General features: G+C 39.8%; 22 protein-coding genes. 5 read left to right on the forward strand and 17 right to left on the reverse strand.

The window, feature by feature from the left end:
- Positions 1-43: 43 nt before the first annotated feature.
- The 8 genes from IA57_RS04910 to IA57_RS04945 form a co-directional block, all read right to left on the reverse strand.
- The gene (locus tag IA57_RS04910) at positions 44-415 is read right to left on the reverse strand and encodes a DUF6168 family protein (RefSeq protein WP_236625374.1); all 372 of its coding nucleotides are present in this window, start codon (positions 413-415) and stop codon (positions 44-46) included.
- Between the two features lie 7 nt (positions 416-422).
- Positions 423-653 (reverse strand): AtpZ/AtpI family protein, encoded by a 231-nt coding sequence (locus IA57_RS04915; RefSeq protein WP_051880989.1) that lies wholly within the window; start codon positions 651-653, stop codon positions 423-425.
- Positions 616-1,032, reverse strand: a complete 417-nt coding sequence (locus IA57_RS04920) for a bactofilin family protein (protein ID WP_036120083.1) — start codon at positions 1,030-1,032, stop codon at positions 616-618. The genes IA57_RS04915 and IA57_RS04920 overlap by 38 nt, the downstream gene beginning before the upstream one ends.
- A gap of 17 nt (positions 1,033-1,049) precedes the next feature.
- Positions 1,050-3,614 carry a type IX secretion system periplasmic lipoprotein PorW/SprE gene (porW, locus tag IA57_RS04925; protein WP_036120085.1) on the reverse strand — a complete coding sequence of 855 codons (2,565 nt, stop codon included), beginning with the start codon at positions 3,612-3,614 and terminating at the stop codon, positions 1,050-1,052.
- Positions 3,615-3,784: 170 nt separating this feature from the next.
- Positions 3,785-4,492: an ABC transporter ATP-binding protein gene (locus IA57_RS04930; protein WP_036120088.1), complete on the reverse strand. Its 708-nt coding sequence runs from the start codon at positions 4,490-4,492 to the stop codon at positions 3,785-3,787.
- Between the two features lie 12 nt (positions 4,493-4,504).
- A complete protein-coding gene (locus IA57_RS04935) occupies positions 4,505-5,986 on the reverse strand; it encodes a DUF5687 family protein (RefSeq protein ID WP_036120091.1) in 1,482 nt (493 codons plus the stop codon).
- A 46-nt stretch (positions 5,987-6,032) separates the two neighbouring features.
- Positions 6,033-6,722, reverse strand: coding sequence for a hypothetical protein (locus IA57_RS04940; protein WP_036120094.1), 690 nt, complete (start codon positions 6,720-6,722; stop codon positions 6,033-6,035).
- Positions 6,723-6,770: 48 nt separating this feature from the next.
- On the reverse strand, positions 6,771-7,106 hold the full coding sequence (locus tag IA57_RS04945; RefSeq protein ID WP_036120096.1) for a PadR family transcriptional regulator: 336 nt from the start codon (positions 7,104-7,106) through the stop codon (positions 6,771-6,773).
- Between the two features lie 113 nt (positions 7,107-7,219).
- On the opposite strand from IA57_RS04945, the gene IA57_RS04950 reads away from it, so the two are divergent.
- Complete coding sequence (locus tag IA57_RS04950) at positions 7,220-8,275, forward strand: ferredoxin--NADP reductase (RefSeq protein WP_036120099.1); 1,056 nt, start codon at positions 7,220-7,222, stop codon at positions 8,273-8,275.
- A gap of 250 nt (positions 8,276-8,525) precedes the next feature.
- Here the strand turns inward: IA57_RS04950 and IA57_RS04955 are convergent, their stop codons facing one another.
- The 3 genes from IA57_RS04955 to IA57_RS04965 form a co-directional block, all read right to left on the reverse strand.
- On the reverse strand, positions 8,526-8,855 hold the full coding sequence (locus IA57_RS04955) for a GIY-YIG nuclease family protein (protein WP_316930022.1): 330 nt from the start codon (positions 8,853-8,855) through the stop codon (positions 8,526-8,528).
- A gap of 153 nt (positions 8,856-9,008) precedes the next feature.
- Complete coding sequence (locus IA57_RS04960; RefSeq protein WP_036120105.1) at positions 9,009-10,028, reverse strand: glycosyltransferase family 9 protein; 1,020 nt, start codon at positions 10,026-10,028, stop codon at positions 9,009-9,011.
- A gap of 37 nt (positions 10,029-10,065) precedes the next feature.
- Positions 10,066-10,674 (reverse strand): DUF4254 domain-containing protein, encoded by a 609-nt coding sequence (locus tag IA57_RS04965; protein WP_036120108.1) that lies wholly within the window; start codon positions 10,672-10,674, stop codon positions 10,066-10,068.
- 71 nt (positions 10,675-10,745) lie between these two features.
- On the opposite strand from IA57_RS04965, the gene upp reads away from it, so the two are divergent.
- A complete protein-coding gene (upp, locus tag IA57_RS04970; RefSeq protein WP_036120111.1) occupies positions 10,746-11,405 on the forward strand; it encodes a uracil phosphoribosyltransferase in 660 nt (219 codons plus the stop codon).
- Here upp and IA57_RS04975 read toward each other — a convergent pair.
- Positions 11,394-12,317: a DUF6427 family protein gene (locus IA57_RS04975; RefSeq protein WP_036120112.1), complete on the reverse strand. Its 924-nt coding sequence runs from the start codon at positions 12,315-12,317 to the stop codon at positions 11,394-11,396. The genes upp and IA57_RS04975 overlap by 12 nt on opposite strands.
- An 82-nt stretch (positions 12,318-12,399) precedes the next feature.
- Between IA57_RS04975 and IA57_RS04980 the strand changes: the two genes are divergently transcribed.
- Positions 12,400-12,627: a DUF6341 family protein gene (locus tag IA57_RS04980; RefSeq protein ID WP_036120115.1), complete on the forward strand. Its 228-nt coding sequence runs from the start codon at positions 12,400-12,402 to the stop codon at positions 12,625-12,627.
- On the opposite strand, the gene purD is transcribed toward IA57_RS04980, so the two are convergent.
- The gene (purD, locus tag IA57_RS04985) at positions 12,622-13,893 is read right to left on the reverse strand and encodes a phosphoribosylamine--glycine ligase (protein WP_036120118.1); all 1,272 of its coding nucleotides are present in this window, start codon (positions 13,891-13,893) and stop codon (positions 12,622-12,624) included. The genes IA57_RS04980 and purD overlap by 6 nt on opposite strands.
- Before the next feature lie 56 nt (positions 13,894-13,949).
- On the opposite strand from purD, the gene IA57_RS04990 reads away from it, so the two are divergent.
- The gene (locus tag IA57_RS04990) at positions 13,950-15,284 is read left to right on the forward strand and encodes a phenylacetate--CoA ligase family protein (RefSeq protein ID WP_036120121.1); all 1,335 of its coding nucleotides are present in this window, start codon (positions 13,950-13,952) and stop codon (positions 15,282-15,284) included.
- Positions 15,285-15,288: 4 nt separating this feature from the next.
- On the forward strand, positions 15,289-16,452 hold the full coding sequence (locus IA57_RS04995; RefSeq protein ID WP_036120124.1) for a glycosyltransferase family 4 protein: 1,164 nt from the start codon (positions 15,289-15,291) through the stop codon (positions 16,450-16,452).
- On the opposite strand, the gene IA57_RS05000 is transcribed toward IA57_RS04995, so the two are convergent.
- From IA57_RS05000 to IA57_RS05015, 4 genes are read right to left on the reverse strand one after another with little or no spacing between them, the layout of a single operon-like run.
- Complete coding sequence (locus tag IA57_RS05000; RefSeq protein ID WP_036120127.1) at positions 16,449-17,807, reverse strand: undecaprenyl-phosphate glucose phosphotransferase; 1,359 nt, start codon at positions 17,805-17,807, stop codon at positions 16,449-16,451. The two genes, IA57_RS04995 and IA57_RS05000, sit on opposite strands and share 4 nt — an antisense overlap.
- Positions 17,808-18,794, reverse strand: coding sequence for a UDP-glucuronic acid decarboxylase family protein (locus IA57_RS05005; RefSeq protein WP_036120130.1), 987 nt, complete (start codon positions 18,792-18,794; stop codon positions 17,808-17,810).
- Positions 18,791-20,104, reverse strand: a complete 1,314-nt coding sequence (locus tag IA57_RS05010; protein WP_036120133.1) for a UDP-glucose dehydrogenase family protein — start codon at positions 20,102-20,104, stop codon at positions 18,791-18,793. The genes IA57_RS05005 and IA57_RS05010 overlap by 4 nt, the downstream gene beginning before the upstream one ends.
- Positions 20,105-20,141: 37 nt before the next feature.
- Complete coding sequence (locus tag IA57_RS05015) at positions 20,142-21,260, reverse strand: glycosyltransferase (protein WP_036120136.1); 1,119 nt, start codon at positions 21,258-21,260, stop codon at positions 20,142-20,144.

Consider the following 21,260-nt stretch of genomic DNA (forward strand, 5'->3'; position numbering starts at 1 on the left):
AAAAACAAAATTCCACATTATTTTTTTAAGGCTGCTTCCTGCTTTATTCTATTGTGCTTAAGAGTTTAATGGCACTGTAAGTTTCTGTAAATAAACAGGTAGCATACGGAATGAAAAACGTAACAAACTCGAGCCGACTTAAATCGCCATCGGCATTGTATATTGGGAAAAAAACGATAAAGAAAACGGCAAACTTTAAAAGGCTGCCCGCCATAAACAAAAACCCCAACTGATCCTTCAACCGCTTTCTAAGCAAAAACAAAAGCGCCAATACCGCTATGGCTAGTAGGGTGTTAATCACGTAGGAAAGCACAATGCTATTGGCATAGGGCGGAATTTCTAATTGCACCAATACAAACTGATGGATAAAAAAAGCAATTGCAGAAGCAATTGCTATACCGAGTATATAACCCAAAAACCGTTTAGTCTTCATTAATTTTATTAAGCTGTTTTAAAACAACATAAAGCGACACCCCTACCCCTAAAAGGGTAAAAATAATTAGGCCCGCCTTTCCGCCCGGGTTGTACTTCGCGTCTAGCCATTTTCCTAATTTAACAAAAAGGTAAATGGTAACCCCCATTTGAATGGCCACCCCAGAAAGGATTGCGAAATTTTTAAGCTGACCGCCCTTGTTTGGTTTGTTTTTGTTCACCTTGGTTAAAGTCCTTTACCGCACCTTTCATAGCGCAGGTTACATTAAACGTAGCCCCAGGCTCTACGGCTAGTTTGCCCACTTCTACCTCGCCTTCTATAAAGGCTGTAGCCTTAAGCGTTAGCGTGCCATTTACAGATAGTTTTCCAGAAAACTTGCCTTCAAAATGAGCATCTGTGCCATTTAGCGTGCCATTTACATAGCCTGTTTTGCCAACAACCACCTTTCCCGGGGTATTTACATTGCCTTCTATTGTACCGTCTATTCTTAGGTCGCCTTCGCTTGTAAGGTCGCCTATTAGTTTTGTGCCTTTTGAGATTAAGTTCTGACTAGATTTGGGGTCTAACACACTTTTATCTTTTTGTTTTTCAGAGAACATGATAAACTGCTTTTTTTTTAATTATTGGTTTCTTGGGTGCCTAGGTAAGCTTCCAAGTTTTTATGTGTTTGTATGATTTTATAATTTGCCGAAGAGACTACAAAAAACGGATGTTTTACCGTATGCTCTTTCTTTTCCTGAAGCGACAAGGCATATCCTTTGGCGCCTTCAAAACTTGTTAGACCGTGTATTAAAACCAGCACGGTGTCTGCCTGATACACATCTACAGATAACGTTAGATTAAAAATCTTAACGTCTTTTATGTTTGCCTCAAGTTCTTTTATAAAGGCACCTATAGCCTCTTCTGTTGGGTTATTAAAGCTGTAAGCCACTTTAAAATTACGCGCTTCATCCTCGTTTGTTACAAAGGTATCGTCTGCAAGTTTTGGCAAGACCTCGTCTACAATTTTCTGGGCTTGTATGCCTTCTGGGGTATTGGCATAATTAAGAGCTACATCGTTTATGGCTTTGGAGTAGTCTTGAAACCCGTACAACCGCCCTATAGCACGTGCCTTTAAAAGCTCGAACTTTGGCACCATGGGGTCGCCTTCAAAAGTGAGTAGTAAGGCATTGCAGCGCGCTATAATGTGTTGGTAGTTTTGATGGTCCAACTCGGCATACAACGTTTTGTAAATATGCTCTGGGCTATTTTCATCCTGCTGATTTGCCAGCTCTGGGTTTAAGAGAATTTTAGCGTAGCGCGATTCCGGGTAATTGGCTATAATTTCATTTTTTGCAATCGCGGCTTCGTCGTTTTCTCCCAACAACTCGTAAATCTTGTACAAGTTATATTTTGAAGGCAATACCAGTTTGTCCTCTGGATTGTTAGCCAACAGCTCGGTAAACTTGGTTTTAGAGAGCTGGTATTCTTTAAACTTTTCTTTGTAAATCACCCCTAATTGGTAATACGCAAAGTTTCTCTCCTTTACAATACTATCGATTGCCTTTTGTTCTGTTGGCAATTGTTTTATGTAGAATTCTGGATCGAAAAGCGTCTCTTCCGATGCGACTACCGCGGTATCGGCTACTTGTTCTAGGTTAACTTTAGAGGTTTGCTTCGAGGCCCAGCGCCAATCATCTTCTAAAGGTCTGTCGCCCCAAATCTTAACAAATTCGTTTTTACCGTAAGCAACCGTGGTTAGGTTATAAAAATAAAAGCTCGCAGCTTGCCCACCAGGGCCTGCTCCTCTTGCTATTTGGTTATTAATCTCGTTATTTACCGTGGCCAAGCCTTGTTTTCTTTCGGCAATTTCTTGGCGTTCCTTTTCGGCCTCGGCTTGCTCCTTTAACTGGGTGGTATAGGTGCTAAAAAAAGCCAAACGCGCTTGTTCGTCCATGCCTACCAATCTTAAAATACTGTCGTTGGCATTGGCAAGGTCTTCGTAATAAATAACATCTTCCAAATTGTCTCGCTTGCGCTTAATAATGCGGTAGGGCTTTTTGTTTTTTTCCATGTTTAACATGGTGCTGTCGTAATAAGCCCCCGCAAGTTTGTACTTGGCGTGATCGAAGGCGTAATCGCCTAAAATCTCGTAATTTCTAGCAACCAGTTTTTTGTCTCTAGAGTTTGTTCTTAGCGATTTGTTGTAATAGGCCAACCCTAGGGAATCTGCCGTGTTACTCATGTGGTATTCGGCTATTTGGTGGTAGATTTTATCTAAAAAAGGACGGTTTTCCCTGTTTTCCTCCAAATCGGTTAGGAGCTCTAAAAAGGCTAGTTTGTCTCCTTCGTTATAGTCAAAATTCTTGGCTTTTTCTATATGGGCGTTTATAAGGTAGGCTCTTGGTGTTTTTCGGTTTAAATCTATCACCCTATCAAAGGCATAATTTGCGCTATCTGTTTTGCCCAAGGCGTTATAAAGCTGTCCTTGAATAAAACGGTAGCGGCCGCGCTCGTCATGACTATTGGTGTTTTGGCTTGCAATCTCCAATTGCACAATAGCACTATCTAAATCTTTGGTATTAATGTATGCCTGGGCCAACATAGAGGTGGCGTCGGCTAGGTCTTGCCCATCTATATCTGGGGTGTCTTCTAGCAATTCCTTTAGGTTTTCTATGGCCAGATCATCATTTTCTAAACGGATGTTTGTTTTTTCCCGCCATACTTTAGCTTGGTTTATTTTATCGCTGGCGGGGTATTTGTACAGAATGTAGTTAAAAGCCTCTAAGGCAGGAATAAAACGCTGGTCGAAATACCTGGCTTTTCCCAACAGTAAATAGGCTTCGTCTATTTGCGGGTTTTTTTCCTTGCCATTAATGTTCATGCCGTGCATTTGCACCGCTTTAATGGCTTTTTCTTCGGCTCGTGTAAAATTTTCATTTTTGCTTTCTCCCGGCAACATCACCTCTTCCATAATTTGCATGCGCTCTATAGGAAGAATTTCCCAATAATCGTCTTGGTAAGATTCGTTTACCGACATGCGGCCTAGCTCCAACGCACTGTACCCATTAAAAAGCGTATTATATTCTGCGGTTACGGCGTGGTAGTTTCGACTTAAAAAACGATCCTTTTTCCTAGAGCAGGAAACCACGATTAAAGTTGCTGATATTAAAACTATTATGGACTTAAAAGATGTCTTCAACGTTGGTTGTATTAGGTTTATACATAACTAAAAACAGCTACATATATTATGTGTAGCTGTAAAAATAAGCATCTTTTTGGATTTTATTCCAAATGAACTATAAAATGCAGGGTTGCCTAAAAAACTTTTTATTAAGCATGACCAACACCTGTTGTTGTATTCGTAAAAAACTAAGCGTCTTCCGCACTAGAAAAATGCGCTTCTAATGCGCTTAATGTTGCTTCGCTTGTTGCGAGGTCTTTAATTACCTCGCCTTTTTCTAGCACAACAATGCGTTCGCACACTTCTGTAATGTGCATTAAATCGTGGCTGGAAATTAAAACAGTTACCCCTTTGGTTTTGGCCAGATCCTTTATAAGTTCTTTTAAGCGTATTTGTGTGGTTGGATCTAGGTTGGCAAAAGGCTCGTCTAGAATAACAACTTCCGGATTCCCGATTAATGCTGCTACTATGCCCGCTTTCTTTTGATTGCCCTTACTTAAATCGCGCAAATATTTTTTCTGCTGTAAGATCTCGCCATTAAAAAGCGTTTCAAATTGAGTTAAAAAACCATCGATATCTGCCTTGTTTTGCCCGCGTAGCTCCCCAATAAAGTAGAAATATTCTTCTGGTGTGAGATACCCAATTAAAAAACTTTCGTCTATAAAAGCTGATGTGAATGGTTTCCAGTCTTCACTGTCATCAACTTTTATATCGTTGTTTTTTACATAGCCTGTCGTGGGCTTTATCAAGTCCAATAACAAACTAAAATAGGTCGTTTTTCCAGCACCGTTGTTTCCCACCAAACCAAAGCTTTGTCCTTTTGGGATTTCAAGTTCATTTATGTTTAATACGGTTTTACTACCGTAGGTTTTTGAAAGGTTGGACGTTACAATCATCGTTTACGTTGTTTAAACATCTTCGCTAAAAGACGCAATCATTTTATATTTTGAAGTCAGGTATTTACCGACTATCGTTTTCATTAGTTTTTGATGAAACACAATGCCTACCACACCTATTAGTGCGAGTGTTAAGCAAGCTATCTCAAAATTAATCCACCAAGAAACTGCGCCAAAAATGGCCAATGGCACTAGCATTAACGGAATGCCTATAAGCCACTGCACCGCTCCCGTGCCTTGGTAATTAAATGCGGCACGCTGGTTTAGATCTATTTTTTTTCTGTTAAAAGAACCACCCCATAATATGACGTGTGTGTTAACACCAATGTTGTAAATGGCTGCTGCTAAATGCGCCAACAGTATGTTCCACCCAAAATACACATAGGGAATACTCAACACAAACATCACAACAACGCTAAATGCCATTAAATTGAATTTGGATGTTAAATATTGCTTGTACTGAATGTTTTGGCTCATGAGCATTTTGTAATACCCACTATCCCAAGCGGGCACGAATTGCCCAAAATTAATTAGGAAAATGCCGGTTACAAAAATCCCTACAAACCCATAAATCCAGGGCATTTCGTTGTATGTTGGATTGGGGTAAAAAAACAACCCATACAACAGGCCTACAATTAAAATAAATACCGATGACCGCGGCCGTTTGTTTCGCCAAATTAATCGTAAATCCAACTGCATGAACGGTGCCGAATCACCAAATTTTCTGGTCCATTCTAAATTGGAAGCACTAACCTCCTTTACTTTCGATTTTAGAGCACTATCCAAAAATAGCTGGTTGCGCAGCATTTTAAAATTCACGCCGTACAGCACGATTAATAGTAATATTGGAACGCCAATTAATAATGGAGTCTTGTAAATTGCATTTATTCCGTTTGCCACCAAATTGGTAAATGAAATGATGTTAAAGTAATTCAATGCAAACACACCACCTGCCAATACCACAACGGGCAAGAAGGACAATTCGGTTTCAGCCGAAACGCTTTCCAAAATAAAATTCAGGAAATTGATAATAAGCGTCACACACAACAAGGTAAGCATCCAAACAACCACCGAAACGGTTGGGTAATCGTTAATTAACAACATCACGCCAAACGGAATGACAGCAAACATGGGCAAAACGTTAAAAAACGACAAGGCCGATTTTCTCAAAACATAATTAATCACCTTACTGCGTTTTACAGGCAAGATTAGCAAAGGTTTTACGCTCATTACCGGCAATTTCTGAAAGAAGAAGCGCATTAACACATCGGCTATAATCCAGTAAAACACATAGCTATTTACAATAACCAACGGGTCTTGGTCTGGAAACCGATCTTTTAACAAAGGGTATAAGGCAATCCCTAGGGCTAAAAATGTTACCATAAAATACAAAGCAAAAAACACCAAAAGCATGTTAAGTGCCATATTTTTCTGCCAATAAGACGATCTAAAGTATTGCTTCCATTCGAGGTTAAGAAAGTGCTTTAATGTCATTTTTTAAAGGTGGTTTATTGCATTAGTACTATTAAACCGCTTTTTGTTACATGCTGTACTCGGGATAGGTCTCTTTTAAATGAATGTGGGCGTTTTTCGGTATAACAACCGTACTGATGTAAACATAAATAATGGTCAACACATAAAATAGGGCAAATACAAATGCCATTAATCTTGAAAAGTGCTCAGCCTCAAACACATTAAAAAAATTATATACCTGCGGGAATAATAAGGCAGGCATGGTCAAGGCGTTGGTTAAAATAACTTGCTCCAACAGCCATAACTTCCTACCTTCCCTTTTTTGCCGTTTTCGTTTTAAGGAAAATTTAATTCCCATTACAATACTATAAACCGTAATAACGAATAACATGACACCTAAAATCACGCTTCCAAACGCTGTTCTAAGCAAGGTGTAAAACCCAAGCAACAGACCTATGGTCAATAAAATTTGTGGTAATCTAAACCAATCTTTGGCATAGCTTAACAATAGCTTGAAATACTTTTTATTCATAGCCTTTTCACGTGCTTCTACCACTTCCATAAAACCAAATACACCAAACTTTTTAAAGGCTTTATCTCTAGCTTCTTCAAAACTTAAATGTGGGCTTGCTTCCCAAATGGTTTCAATATCGTTTGCCATATGGTCTACCAATTCGGTTTGTAAATCGTAGTACTCCACATAGTGTTGCCTAGTGAATTTGTATAACCGCTCGATATGTTGTTTTGTAATGGTCACGATATGTTTTGGAATTTGTTCTTACAATAGACGATATTAAACTTCATATTAAGTCGCCCATTTAGGATTCAACAACGCCTGCATCGTTTCAATGTAACGTTCTAACTCATTAAGCTTGCTTACTGTTTCTCTATGTCCTTTTTCTGTAAGCTTGTAGTATTTTCGCAATCTGTTATCCACCCGCTGTACCTCAACATCCAGCAAGCCTTCGGCTTCCAATTTATGCAAGGCAGGATACAGCGCGCCTTCAGTAATTTTCAAGGCTCCTTTGGTAAGCTCTTTTACTTTCTGTGTAATTTCGTAACCATACATCTTACTGTTTTCAGACAAAAGCCTTAAGATTATCGTGTTTAAACTTCCTTTATATAATTTTGAGTTTGACATAACAACTCAAATATACATAATTTACTTATGCATAATTTGTTTAGTTCATTATTTTTTCCATAATTTAAACGGTATAAGCCTATGCTTCCTTATTTTTGCTTAAAACTAATTTTATGTCTCAGTTCCACACACTCACTATAAAAAACATTCAACGGGTAACCGATAAAGCTGTAACCATCAGCTTTTTAATTCCCGACGCCCTAAAAGAGCCGTTTTCGTTTCAAGCCGGACAATACATTACATTAAAAACAACCATTAACGGCCATGAGGTAAGGCGCGATTACTCGTTATGTACCTCACCTAAAAGTGGCGAGATTAAAGTCGCCGTTAAAGAAGTTCAGGATGGCACCTTCTCAGCTTATGCCAACAACACCCTAAAGGCTGGAGACACTCTAGAAGTCGCATCGCCTAAAGGGCACTTTGTTTTTGAACCGAACGACAAAAAAACAAAAAACATCGCTCTTTTTGCTGCCGGAAGCGGTATTACTCCCATTTTAAGCATTATTAAATGTGCTCTTGAAGAAGAAGTATACAGCAAGATTATTTTGGTTTACGGCAACAAAACCACACAAGACACCATGTTTTTGGAGGAACTGCTTGAACTGCGACGCCAATATAAAGACCGGTTTTCCATACAATTTGTATTTAGCCAAGCCGATGAAGACGATGCCATGTTTGGCCGCATTGAAACAAGCACGGTTAATTACGTTGTAAAAAACAAATACAAGCACATCGAGGTCGATGCCTTTTATTTATGTGGCCCAGAAGCCATGATCCATACGGTAAAAGACGTGCTAACAGACCACGGCATTGCCAAAGAACGCATTTTCTTCGAGCTTTTTAAAGCCGCAAAACCCGCAAACATTGACGATACTGCCATTGGAAACGGCCAAACAAAAATCACGATAATTGTTGATGATGAGGAAACCACCTTCGAAATGTCGCAAAAACAATCCATTCTTGAAGCGGCACTCGATGAAGATTTAGACGCCCCATATTCTTGCCAAGGCGGTATTTGCAGCAGCTGTTTGGCCAGAATAAAAGAAGGCGAAGCCACCATGCGCCAAAACAATATTTTAACCGAAAACGAAGTTGCAGAAGGACTGATTTTAACTTGTCAAGCGCACCCTACCACACCAACGGTTATTGTGGATTATGATGATATTTAATGCGCTTTGAAGATGAAGACGAGGATGAAGATGAAGACGAAATCGAAAAAATTGAGGAGACCAGTTCGTCATTGCGAATGAAGTATAACGGAATGAAGCAATCTTTTTGAAGACGAAGATGAAGATGAAAACTAATGAGATTATTTCGGCTAAAACCTTATAATAACGAGGCGTCACTGCGAGGACGTAGGACGTGGCAGTCTGCCCATTCCATTTAACAGATTACTTCGGCCAAAGCCTCGTAATGACGTTAGTCAAAATAGAACAACCATCCATCAGATAAATCGTTCCATTCAGGATTTTCTTTATTTATCAACGCTTCTTTACGCTTTCTATTCCCTGATTTTAATTGCTTTTCTCTAGCTATGGCTTGATTTATATCGCTAAATTCTTCATAATAAACTAGTTTATCACAATTATACCTGTAGGTAAACCCTTTTCTTATCTTGGCTTTATGTTCATACATCCGTTTTAATAAGTTGGATGTCACCCCAATATAAATAACTGTATTGTTTTTGTTGGTCAACAAGTAAACATATGATTTTCGCATGCTTAAAAATACACATTTTCTTATCGTCATTGCGAAGCAACTTATTGCTGAAGCAATCTCTTTGAAAACGAAACCGAAGATGAAGATGAAAACCAATAAGATTATTTCGGCTAAAACCTTATAATAACGAGGCGTCACTGCGAGGACGTAGGACGTGGCAGTCTGCCTATTTCATTTAACAGATTACTTCGTTACAATAACAGACTGTATTTTCTCCACAACCGTCTCAACCGGAACACTCCCAGCGGCTTGGCCGTAATGTTCAGGGAATGCATTCCCGTAAACAGAGGTTGGTATTAACGGATATTGGTTCCTATCGGCCAACAAACAGTAATCTTCTGGCTGGTTAAATGGCGCAAAACCGGCATATGGATGCGTGACCCCCCAAATGGTTATGGTTTTTACACCCAACATAGCCGCCAAATGGGCGTTGCCAGAATCCATAGACAACATCACATCCAAATTGGAAATCACATCCAGTTCCTCCTCCAAGGGTAATTTTCCCGCAAGATTAACCAGATTTTTATCGCCACACCAAGAGGCCAACGTTTCGGCTTCGGCTTTGCCGCCAAAAAGAATGATTTTATATGTTTTAGAAAGTGTTTCAACCACTTGCCGCATCATATCCAACGGATATATTTTACTCTCGTGGGCCGCAAATGGCGCCACACCAATCCATTTTAAATGGTCTTGCCCAAGCAATTGCCTCGACGCTTCTGAAAGTTGCCTGCGCTCGGGAAACTCAGGGTTCGATATATCAACAGGAAAACCCAACGCCTCAAACACATCGGCATAACGCTGGTGGGTGGTTTTTAATTGTTTGAAAGCCTTACCAGCTACCAATGCTTTTTTTTCGGCACGGCCTTTATCAATCTGTGCCGTTGGTATTCCAACCAAAAAGCGTTTCAAGATTTTTGACCGCAACACATTATGCAAATCTGCCATGGCATTAATTTGTAGAGCTTTAAGTTCTTTAGATAGTTTCCAAAGTCCTAAAATACCTTTGTGCTTTCCTTTTACATCGGCTTTATAAACAGACACATTAGGAATACCTTCAAACATAGGCGCAAAAAAACCGCGCGTAAGCACGGTTAGTTTTACTTGTGGGTATTGTTTTGCAAAAGCTCTTAAAACGGGAACTGTCATGGCTACATCGCCCATGGCTGAGAGACGAATGACAAGTATGTGTTTTGGTGTTGGCATTTATACCTTAAAGAGATTCCTACTTTCGCAGGACGTTTTACTTTCTGGCACGTAGCACCGGGTTTAGCTCCTCGTCGTTGTACATTTTCATTTGCTTGTATACTTTCATATACTTATCGCCGTTGGCGATGTCGTTAAGCAAATCGTCTATGGCAGTCGATAAATCTACGCGTTGCTCTAGCAATACATCCAGTTTTTTCTGGCAGGCCTCACGGTGGGCTTCGCTAGCATCATCACGAGTGGCTTCTACATGCATGTGGTAAATTTTCAAGGCTAAAATAGATAACCTATCAATGGCCCAAGCAGGGCTTTCAGAATTTATTTTAGCGTCGGATTTTACCGTAACATCTTTGTATTTATCAAGAAAATAGCTGTCTATAAACTCTACCGTATCGGTTCTGTCTTGGTTAGAAGCGTCAATTTTTCGCTTTAAGGCCAAGGCGTCTACCGGATCGATATTAGGGTCTCTAATAATGTCTTCATAAGCCCATTGCACCGTGTCTATCCAACATTTTCGATACAACAGATGCGCAATTAAATCTTCATCTTTATCGTATTTGTTGGTAAAGGGTTGCTCAACCGTGTTCTTAATCTTGTAGGTGTTTATGGCTTCTTGGAAAATGCCATTGGCTTTGTCTGAAAACATATCTTATAAATTTTGAAGTACAAATATAGGTCTATTTCTTAACTTTACCGAAACCAAAAGCCGAACACCACATGCAGATTCATAACCTTTCTGAAACCAACTCGATCTTAAACACCTTTATTGCTGAGATGCGCGATGTAACCATTCAAAAAGATGCCATGCGCTTTCGAAAAAATATTGAGCGTACAGGCGAAATTTTAGGTTACGAATTAAGCAAAACCCTAACCTATAACAAGGCAAATATAGCCTCGCCATTGGGCACTGCGCAAACAAACCAGATTGACGACACCATTGTACTGTGCTCTATTTTACGTGCCGGCGTGCCTTTGCACAACGGACTGCTAAATTATTTTGATCAAGCTGAAAACGCCTTTATTTCGGCCTATAGACACCACAAACACAATCCTGAAAGTTTTGAAATAATTGTGGAATATTTGGCTTGTCCAACTCTTGAAGGCAAAACATTAATTTTAGCCGATCCCATGTTAGCCACAGGACAATCTATGGTCGCCACCTACGAAGCGCTTAAACCCTTTGGCACGCCAAAATCTGTTCATTTAGTGAGTGTAATCGGCGCGCAACAAGGGGTCGATTTTGTTTCTAAACATTTTAATTCTGAAACGCATTTGTGGATTGCCACCATTGATAAAGACCTGAATGAAAAGGGCTATATTGTTCCTGGCTTAGGGGATGCCGGCGATTTGGCCTTTGGGCAGAAACTACAAAATTAAGCTCAAAAAAGGGGTTAAAATTAGTATCCAGATAAGAATTTCCTTAAACCATTTTTCTGACACAGTCTCAATATAATTGGTAAAGATAATGGCTAAAGGCGCAAACATAAACACAAACTCGGCGCCTGTTTTTTCTGGCGACACCACTAAAATTATCGTTGCGATTAGCACGGCAATAAGCACCAACACATAGGCTGGTTTGTAACTTTTGGCCTTGGCCTTTAAACTTTTTAAATAGTAAAACAGCGACCACACAAAATACGATAAAATAATGGTTGTTGAAATGATAATGTGCTTGGCATTTAAGTTGGTAAAATCGAAACTTATACCATAATCTAGCCAGTTAAAGAGCATCCTATTCTCTCCAACCACCAATTGAAAAGCCACCGCAATAATAGTCACGCATAAGGCACTGGTAAAGGGAATGATCCAGTTTTTTATATCGGCAATTCTATATACAAAAAGGGCGGCAAAAATCAGGATAAAAAACAAACAGGCCCAAAAGTAAAGCAGTGTTGCCAAGCTTATCCAAAAGGCGGCATCAAACAGTTTTTTCTTCAATTCCTTTTTAGAGCGCATGCTAATAATACGGCGCATAGCAAGCAATATGAACAAGTTGGCCATAAGAATTTCGGCCCTTAAAAAAGCTTGCGGAATCATGATTAAGAATAGGGTAAAGAACAAAATACGGTAGCTGTTTTTCTTGGTTAAGTTGTTCTTTCCCGTTACAAAATCGAACACAAAAACCGAAAACAAGCACACCAAAAACACACCCGTTTGTTGCAATACCGATAGGGGGCTTAACACCATGGTCGCCAAATGCACTTTAGCTAGCACAAAGGCCAGCAAGAGGGCGAGGCTAACCACTAAAAAATGAATGGGTTTTGCTTTGCTAAAAAAACTTGAAATCATTGATATTGTTCGTATATTTGCTATGTAAATATATTGATAAACTTGTTACGCGCTATACAAGCGCCCTTAAATTACATATACAATGAAAGATTTTTTCTACGCGATTCAAGACCTTTTTGTAAACGTATTGTTTGCCCCACTTGATGCTATTGCAGCTCTTGAGCTAGAAAATTGGTTTGCGGCCAATGGCCTAAACTGGATTTTTATGCTTGTTGGTTTTGTTGCTTTTGTTTACTGGATGGGTCAGTTAAAAAAGTTTAATGACAATAACGAGGAAAACAAAAGCATTTCGGCCCACAACTACTTATAAGTCGAAACCAATATCCTTACGATAGTACATCTTATCAAAATGTAGTTTTTCTATGTTTTGATAAGATTTTTTTAGTGCCTCTTGGTACGTATTACCATAGCTGGTCATGGCCAATACACGCCCGCCAGAGGTAACTATTTTACCTTCTTTCACCACCGCTCCAGCATGAAATGGAATGGCGTCTTCTACGTATTCCAATCCTGTAATTTCCTTGCCTTTCTCGTAAGCTTCTGGATAGCCTCCAGAAACCATCATAACCGTAGTTGCGGCACGCGCATCAATCTCTATATCGATAGTCTCTAAAGTTTGGTTGGCCATGGCTTGGAAAACCTCAACCATGTCGTTTTTTAATCTGGGCAGGACCACCTCGGTTTCTGGGTCGCCCATACGCACGTTGTACTCAATGACCTTAGGGTCGTCCCCTACTTTTATCAGTCCAATAAAGATAAACCCTTTGTAAGGCAAGTTATCATCCTGAAGCCCCTGTACAGTAGGTTTTACAATGCGGTTTTCAATTTTGTTTAAAAACGCTTCTGTAGCAAAAGGCACTGGAGACACTGCGCCCATACCACCGGTATTCAAACCTGTATCGCCTTCGCCAATACGTTTGTAGTCTTTTGCTGTAGGAAGCATCTTATAGGTTTTACCATCGGTCAACACAAAACAGCTTAACTCAATGCCCTCTAAAAATTCTTCAATCACCACTTTAGTACTGGCTTGCCCAAATTTGGCATTGACCAACATGTTTTTAAGCTCGGTTTTGGCTTCTTCCAAATCGTTTAAAATCAACACACCTTTCCCAGCCGCCAATCCGTCTGCTTTTAGCACATAGGGTGGTTGTAAAGTCTCTAAAAAGGCATAGCCTGCTTCTACATTGTCTGCGTTAAAACTTTGGTAGGCTGCAGTTGGAATGTTATGGCGCATCATAAATTCTTTGGCAAACTCTTTACTGCCTTCCAATGCGGCAGCGGCTTGCTGAGGACCAATCACGGCAACGTGTTTTATTTCATCGTCATTCAAGAAAAAATCGTGCACCCCTTGCACCAACGGATCTTCTGGCCCAACTACTACCATATCAATTCCTTTAGACAGCACCAACGCTTTAATGGCCGGAAAATCGGTAACGCTAAGGTTTACGTTTTCGGCAATATCTGCTGTTCCAGAGTTTCCTGGGGCAACATACAATTTATTACACTTTGGGCTTTGGGCTATTTTCCAGGCGAAGGTATGCTCTCTTCCTCCCGAACCTAAAATAAGAATTGTCATGATTTGTGTTGTTTGGCGCAAAAATAATTGCTTTTGGGCGTAAAAAATAATTAGATTTGAAAAAAGATCGCATGGCCTTTTATAAATCGCTTCTTAAACACCTGATTTTGCCCTTGGGCAATACCATTTATGGCGGGCATTATTTAAGGTACTTAAAGGCTTGGAAAGCATTTGACAACATGTCTGAACCCGAGCTGGAGGCCATTCAAAAAAAACGATTAGACCATATTTTAGAGCACGCCGTAAAGACGGTACCCTTTTATAAAGACGTTGCTTACGAGTCGTTAAGCGATTTTCCCATACTTACAAAAGCCCTTTTAAGAGCCCATAAAAACGAGCTGGTTTCCAATTTATTCGACATTAAAACCTTGGATCAGCATTACAGCAGTGGCAGCAGTGGCCAGCAGTCGTTTACCTATATGGCACGCGAACATACCTTTTATTTACGCGCCTTACAAACCCATTGGTGGCAATGGAGCGGTTATGAGGTTGGAGACAAGCTGTTGCAATTTGGCATTTCGCAAAAACGTTCGTTTGTAAAAAAAGCAAAGGACTTTTTTTACCACTGTTTTTACACCAAGGCTTTTGGCCTTTCGGAAACCGATTTAAAAGCTATTTTAAGGCGCATAAGCAAGAAGAACGGGATTTATATTGCAGGCTATCCTTCTGTAATTAACCAATTGGCGCTCGCCGAAATGGATTTACGGGCGGCCCCAAATGTAAACGGCCTTATTTGTTTTGGCGATAAGTTATTTAAGCACTATCAGGAAAATATTGTCCAAGCGTTTGGCAAAGACGCAACATTAATAGACACTTATGGTTGTGCCGAAGGGCTGCTTATGGCCTGCAAGTACGACCTTGACTACTACTATATTATGTCGCCCCATGTGGTTATAGAACTTGTTGATGACGCTGGTCGTGCTGTTAAAGATGGCGAAATGGGTCATGTTTTAGTCACGTGCTTAACCAACAAGGCCATGCCTTTAATACGGTATAAACTTGGCGATTTGGCCATTAAGCTACCAAAGGATAAATACCCTGCCCAGCGCAAACTACAATACCCTTTGCTGCAAAAAGTGGTTGGGCGCGAAACCGATGTTATAAAAACCACCCAAGGCATTACACTTAACGTGCATAGTTTTACAGGCGTTTTAGAGTACTTTCAGGAGATAAAACAATATAAAATCATCCAGAACGACTTGCATCATGTTGTGGTTCAATACATCCCCGATACTGATTTTAACGCTTCGCGGCTAGACCTACTTTCTGCTAAATTGCATCAGCTTACAAAAAACTGTCTTGACATTCGGTTTGAGCAAGTCACCCATATAACACCTACACGCTCTGGAAAGCCACAAATTATCGAATCGAACTTAACCCCTTTTATTTAACCCTATGGCGGAAGACCTCTGCATTATAACCAACTACTTTCCGCCGGAAACTGGCGCAGCTTCCAATAGGATTTTTCAATTGGCAAAAGGCTTGCAGCGGCACAACTTTAAGGTTACGGTGGTTACCCCTTTGCCCAACTATCCCAAAGGCAGCGTTTTTGAAAACTATAAAGGCACATTTAAGCACACCTCAGAGGAAAGCAACATGACCATTCACCGGCTGTGGATTTACGCCAGTAATTCCAAAAACAAACTGCGGCGTTTACTGGCCATGTTGTCCTACAGTTTTAGCTTAGTTTGGTTTTTTATGTGGCACGACATCCCAAAAAAAGTAATTGTACAATCGCCACCTTTATTGGTTGCGTTTACCTGCATGTTGTTTTTAAACCGCAAAAACAGAACGCTTATTTTAAATGTAAGCGACTTATGGCCCATTGCAGGCCTAGAGCTGGGTGCCTTTAAAAAGAACTTTAGCTATAGACTTCTGGAACGCATTGAGCGCTTTAATTACTCTAGAGCCAACCTTATTTTAGGGCAAAGCCATGAAATTCTTGCACATGTTGGTACCATCGTGCCCCAAAAACAGACGTTTTTATACAGAAACTATCCCGATTTTAAACCGCCTGCAATTGACACGTTTGTTCCTGATGGGAAAATTAAACTTGTTTATGCCGGGCTGTTGGGCGTTGCCCAAGGAATTTATAAGCTGTGTGAAGCCTTGGATTATACGGCTATTGAATTCCATATTTATGGTGCTGGTGCCGAACAGAAAAAAATTGAAACGTTTATTTCTGAAAACCCCAAATTACCCATCACCTACCACGGCGAAGTTACTAGGAAACAACTACACCAAGCACTTATCGGGTACGATGTAACCCTTGTCCCATTGCTTAAGCACATATATGGCTCTGTGCCATCAAAGTTGTTTGAATATGCCTATTTGGGACTTCCAACACTCTATTTTGGTGGTGGCGAAGGTGAAAAATTGGTTTTGGATCACCAGCTGGGGTGGGTTGCTGAAGCGGGGAATTACTCCCATTTAAACCAGGTGCTATCCCGCATAGATCCTTCATCGTTACACCTAGAAAACAGACTAAAATTACAGCAGCTTGCTTTAAACTGCTTTGACTTTAACAAGCAATTAACGGCCTTTGCAAAGCTTATTTAATAGGCTTTTTCTTCACCTTTAATCATGTTTAAAAAGGTGTTGTATATAATTTTTATATCCAAATAAACCGACCAGTTTTCAATGTAAAAGATGTCGTACTTTACCCGACCTATAATGTCCTTATCAGTTTCTACTTCTCCCCTAAAGCCGCTTACCTGTGCTAGGCCGGTAATGCCTGGTTTTACAAAGTGACGCACCATAAACTTATCTATTTTTTTGGCGTACATATTGGTATGGCTTACCATATGTGGTCTTGGCCCAACCACCGACATGTCGCCAAACAACACATTAAAAAACTGCGGCAACTCGTCTATACTGGTTTTTCTAATAAAGCGCCCTACTTTGGTAACCCGTAGGTCGCCCCTTGTCGCTTGGTACAAATGGGCATCTTTATTGGGCATCATGGAGCGGAATTTGTAGCAATCGAACTCGCGGTAATTAAACCCATTACGGGATTGTTTAAAAAACACGGGGCCCTTCGATTCCAACTTAATCAGTAGGGCTATAATGGGGGTTAACCAAGACAAGATAAAGACAATTACCAAACTGGAAAACACCATGTCGAACACGCGCTTTACCACCTTATTTATAGGATCTTCCAACGGAATATTACGCATGGACAGAATAGGAATGTAATCGTAATATTCGTACTTAAGTTTTTTGGAATAAATTTCTTTATTGTCTGGTAAAAACTTGAGGATTTTTAAATTGTTATCGGAAAAATCGACGATTTCGCTTATCTGGACATTCGATAGTTCTGAAATGGAACAGTAAATCTCATCGATATTTTCTTCTATTATGTATTTAAAACACGCATGAAGATCGGTGTTTTTTTTATCGCTTAGGCTAAACGTTTTTTTATGCACGTAGCCATACTCTGGATTTTTATTGAAGAACGCCTCTAAAGCGAGGGTTTTTTTGTTTGCCCCAAAAATGACTGTGCGCCTATAATTCCCCCCAAATGCCGTACGGTACTTTTGGAGTAAATAGTATAGGGCAAATTTAAAGCACGCAATAAGTGCAAACGTTAACAGCACATAATTAACCACTAGGCGTGGCCTAATGTTTAGGTCGTTAAACAAGCCCGAAAACGCAAACACAATAAGGGTAAACAACACCAGTTGCCTTATAATTAAGGACAATATGGTGGCTTCTCTTGTATAGCGATACACCTCGTAAAACTTAGAGGGCAAAGACAATACCACCCAAGCCACCGAAAAGAACGTAACAAACAAGAAGGGATTTACAAAATCGAAAAAATACAGGATGCCAAGACCGTTAATCACACTTAGGTCTATTAAGTATGATAGCGGTCGTAAATAGCCCGAATATCTTCCGTGTTTAAATCCCGACATTTATTTAATAATGTGTTTGGTAAAGTCTTTGTGTTCGCTTCTAAACAGCTCGTCCTCGGTAAGGCCTTTAAAATACGCAAAGGTTTTTTGCATGCCTTCGGCGCGTTGCACCTTGGGTTCCCAGCCCAAAAGGGTTTTCGCCAAGCTTATGTCTGGTTGGCGTTGCATGGGGTCATCTTTTGGCAAATCTTTATAAATGATTTTTTGATCTGTGCCTGTTAGTTTAATGATTTCCTCAGCAAAATCCTTAATCGAGATTTCATGCGGATTTCCAATGTTTACCGGTAGGGCGTAGTCGCTTAGCAAAAGCCTGTATATGCCTTCTATTTGATCGTCTACATAACAAAACGAACGGGTTTGGCTACCATCGCCAAACACTGTTAAGTCTTCTCCTCTAAGGGCCTGCCCCATAAACGCGGGGATAACACGGCCGTCGTTTAGGCGCATTCTTGGACCATAAGTGTTAAAAATACGCACGATTCGGGTGTCTAGGCCATGAAACCTATGGTATGCCATGGTGATGGACTCTTGAAACCGTTTGGCCTCGTCGTAAACCCCTCTAGGACCAATGGTATTAACGTTGCCATAATAGTCCTCAGATTGTGGGTGCACTAAGGGATCGCCATACACCTCGGAGGTTGAAGCGATTAAAATTCTAGCTTGTTTTGCCTTGGCAAGCCCCAATAAGTTATGCGTGCCCAGAGACCCTACCTTTAGGGTTTGAATGGGAATTTTTAAATAATCTATCGGACTGGCTGGTGAGGCAAAATGCAGGATGTAGTCTAAATTTCCCGAAACGTGGACAAATTTTGACACATCGTGGTTGTAAAACTCAAATTGCTCTAGCTTAAACAGGTGTTCAATGTTCTTTAAATCGCCCGTAATGAGGTTGTCCATGCCTATCACATGAAACCCCTCTTGTATAAAGCGGTCGCATAAATGCGAGCCCAAAAAGCCTGCGGCTCCTGTAATTAGTATTCTTTTCATTGCGCTATGGTCTTTCGTCCTATCGAACTGTAATAAAACCCTTGGTGTTCCACTTCTTTCAAATCGTATAAATTACGCCCGTCGAAAATAACTGGCTGGCTCATGTTGGCTTTTAACTTATCGAAATCGGGGGTTCTAAAAATACTCCATTCTGTGCAGATAACCAATGCATCAACCCCTTTAGTGGCTTCGTACATGTTATTGGCATAGGTTAGGGTATTGCCAAAGCGCTTTTTTATGTTTGGCATGGCCTCGGGATCGAAAACCGTTATGTTTGCTCCTTTTTCTAAAAGCTGTTCCATGATGTAAATGGCTGGTGCTTCACGTATGTCGTCGGTTTCAGGTTTAAATGCCAAGCCCCAAACAGCAAAGGTCTTTCCTTTTAAATCACCATCAAAATAAGATTCGATTCTTGGTAATAAAATGGTTTTTTGGGTGTCGTTAACTTGTATTACCGCATTTAAAATATCAAAGGTGTAATTGTTGTCCTTGCCCGATTTATGTAAGGCTTTCACGTCTTTAGGGAAGCAAGACCCACCATAGCCTATACCTGGGAAAAGGAAGCGTTTTCCTATACGGGAATCGGTTCCCATACCGCGTCTTACCATATCGACATCGGCGCCTACTTTTTCGCAGAAGTTGGCAATCTCGTTCATAAATGTAATCTTGGTTGCTAAAAATGAATTGGCGGCATACTTTGTAAGTTCGGCCGACTTTTCATCCATCACGATAATGGGATTACCCGAGCGCACAAAAGGTTTATACAGGCGCTCCATGAGCTCTGTAGCCTTTTCTGAACTTGATCCAATTACAATACGCTCAGGTTTCAGAAAATCATCTACCGCAAAGCCTTCTCTTAAAAACTCTGGGTTAGACACCACATCGAAAGCCACTTGGGTTTCGTTAGCGATCACTTGGGTTACCTTATCGGCAGTTCCTACGGGCACCGTACTCTTATCGACAATAACCTTGTAGTCTTTTATAAGTTTTCCGATGTCTTTGGCAGCTCCCAAAACATACGACAGGTCGGCCGAGCCATCTTCGTCTTCTGGGGTTGGTAGGGCCAAGAAAATAATATCGCCATGACTTACGCCTTCTTCCAATGAGGTAGAAAAGGTGAGCCTTCCGGCTTTTATATTGCGCTCGAAAAGGACGTCTAAGTGCGGCTCGTAAATGGGCACAACGCCTTCCTGCATTTGTTTCACCTTGTCTTTATTGATGTCTATACATAGTACATCGTTACCGGTTTCGGCCAAACAGGTTCCGGTGACTAAACCTACGTAGCCTGTTCCTATGACTGAGATTTTCATTAATTTTTAATTTATAAGGATTGATTTGTATTGTAATTCAACCACCATATTCGTTTTTAATCTTATTCTTGTATTTTTCTTCAATAAAGTTTTTAATTTCTTCCTCAAAACGTTCTATTGAAAATCTTAGAGCGTTTTTTCTAACGTCAACATAATTGAAATTAATCTTCTCAAACTTTTGAATAGATTTAATTAGAACCTCACTGCTTTGCTGACTAAAAAAAACCCCTGTTTTGTTATTTATTACTGTTTCTAAAACTCCTCCAAAACCATATGCGATGACTGGTGTTCCACATGCCTGAGCTTCTATAGGAGCTATTCCAAAGTCTTCTACTCCAGCATGAACAAACCCTTTAGCCTCTTTTATGTATTCATACACTTTATGGGCTTCAGTAAATCCTGTAAATTCAATATTAGGAGTTGCTTTTTTTTTTAGTTCTCTTAACTGAGAACCATCTCCAACCACCAATAATTTTTTATTAGGTAGTTTACTAAATGCATCTATTATTATATCAAATCTTTTATAAGGTTCAATCCTGCCAACAGCTACATAAAAATCCTTTTTTTTAATATGTAAAGCAAATAATGATAAATCCACTGGTGGATATATAACTTCGGACTCTCGACTATAGGTATCATAAACCCACTTCTGTACAAATTTAGAATTTGAAATGATATAATCAGGTTCTTGTGCGCTTTTTATATCTGCTTTTCTCATTACTTTTATAAAAGGATATAAAAAACAGCTTACCCACCTAAAGTACAATCTATATTCAGACCATATATATTTAAGATTTCTTGCCTGAAAGTATGAAATGTGAAGTTGGTTTTTGTTTGCTTTTTTTATGCCTTTAGCAGTAGCATGTGATGAAGAAATGATAATGTCAACTTCATTTTTTATTTTTAAAGTCTTAATGAGTGTTGGGAATGTTAAAAAGAAATATCTAAAATATTTTCCCGTTTTTTTTAAAACGGTTTCTTTTATAGTGATCTCTTTGGTATTAGGGAAGATTTTTTTTAAATCTTTTTCTTGCATTACATTAATTAGGGTATAACAACTTTTAAACCCAAAAATAGAGTTTAAAGATGTAAGTACTCTTTCTGCTCCACCATATTTATCCAACCAATCTACAACTAATGTTACTTTTGCCTTCAT

Origin of the sequence: Mangrovimonas yunxiaonensis, assembly GCF_000733475.1 — a bacterium.
Classification (GTDB): Bacteria; Bacteroidota; Bacteroidia; order Flavobacteriales; family Flavobacteriaceae; genus Mangrovimonas; species Mangrovimonas yunxiaonensis.

Coding starts and splice junctions, on each gene's coding strand:
- IA57_RS04920 (WP_036120083.1), bottom strand. CDS start 1,032: ATGTTCTCTGAAAAACAAAAAGATAAAAGTGTGTTAGACCCCAAATCT.
- IA57_RS04930 (WP_036120088.1), bottom strand. CDS start 4,492: ATGATTGTAACGTCCAACCTTTCAAAAACCTACGGTAGTAAAACCGTA.
- IA57_RS04935 (WP_036120091.1), bottom strand. CDS start 5,986: ATGACATTAAAGCACTTTCTTAACCTCGAATGGAAGCAATACTTTAGA.
- IA57_RS04945 (WP_036120096.1), bottom strand. CDS start 7,106: ATGTCAAACTCAAAATTATATAAAGGAAGTTTAAACACGATAATCTTA.
- IA57_RS04950 (WP_036120099.1), top strand. CDS start 7,220: ATGTCTCAGTTCCACACACTCACTATAAAAAACATTCAACGGGTAACC.
- IA57_RS04955 (WP_316930022.1), bottom strand. CDS start 8,855: ATGACGATAAGAAAATGTGTATTTTTAAGCATGCGAAAATCATATGTT.
- IA57_RS04960 (WP_036120105.1), bottom strand. CDS start 10,028: ATGCCAACACCAAAACACATACTTGTCATTCGTCTCTCAGCCATGGGC.
- IA57_RS04965 (WP_036120108.1), bottom strand. CDS start 10,674: ATGTTTTCAGACAAAGCCAATGGCATTTTCCAAGAAGCCATAAACACC.
- upp (WP_036120111.1), top strand. CDS start 10,746: ATGCAGATTCATAACCTTTCTGAAACCAACTCGATCTTAAACACCTTT.
- IA57_RS04975 (WP_036120112.1), bottom strand. CDS start 12,317: ATGATTTCAAGTTTTTTTAGCAAAGCAAAACCCATTCATTTTTTAGTG.
- IA57_RS04980 (WP_036120115.1), top strand. CDS start 12,400: ATGAAAGATTTTTTCTACGCGATTCAAGACCTTTTTGTAAACGTATTG.
- purD (WP_036120118.1), bottom strand. CDS start 13,893: ATGACAATTCTTATTTTAGGTTCGGGAGGAAGAGAGCATACCTTCGCC.
- IA57_RS04995 (WP_036120124.1), top strand. CDS start 15,289: ATGGCGGAAGACCTCTGCATTATAACCAACTACTTTCCGCCGGAAACT.
- IA57_RS05000 (WP_036120127.1), bottom strand. CDS start 17,807: ATGTCGGGATTTAAACACGGAAGATATTCGGGCTATTTACGACCGCTA.
- IA57_RS05005 (WP_036120130.1), bottom strand. CDS start 18,794: ATGAAAAGAATACTAATTACAGGAGCCGCAGGCTTTTTGGGCTCGCAT.
- IA57_RS05010 (WP_036120133.1), bottom strand. CDS start 20,104: ATGAAAATCTCAGTCATAGGAACAGGCTACGTAGGTTTAGTCACCGGA.
- IA57_RS05015 (WP_036120136.1), bottom strand. CDS start 21,260: ATGAAGGCAAAAGTAACATTAGTTGTAGATTGGTTGGATAAATATGGT.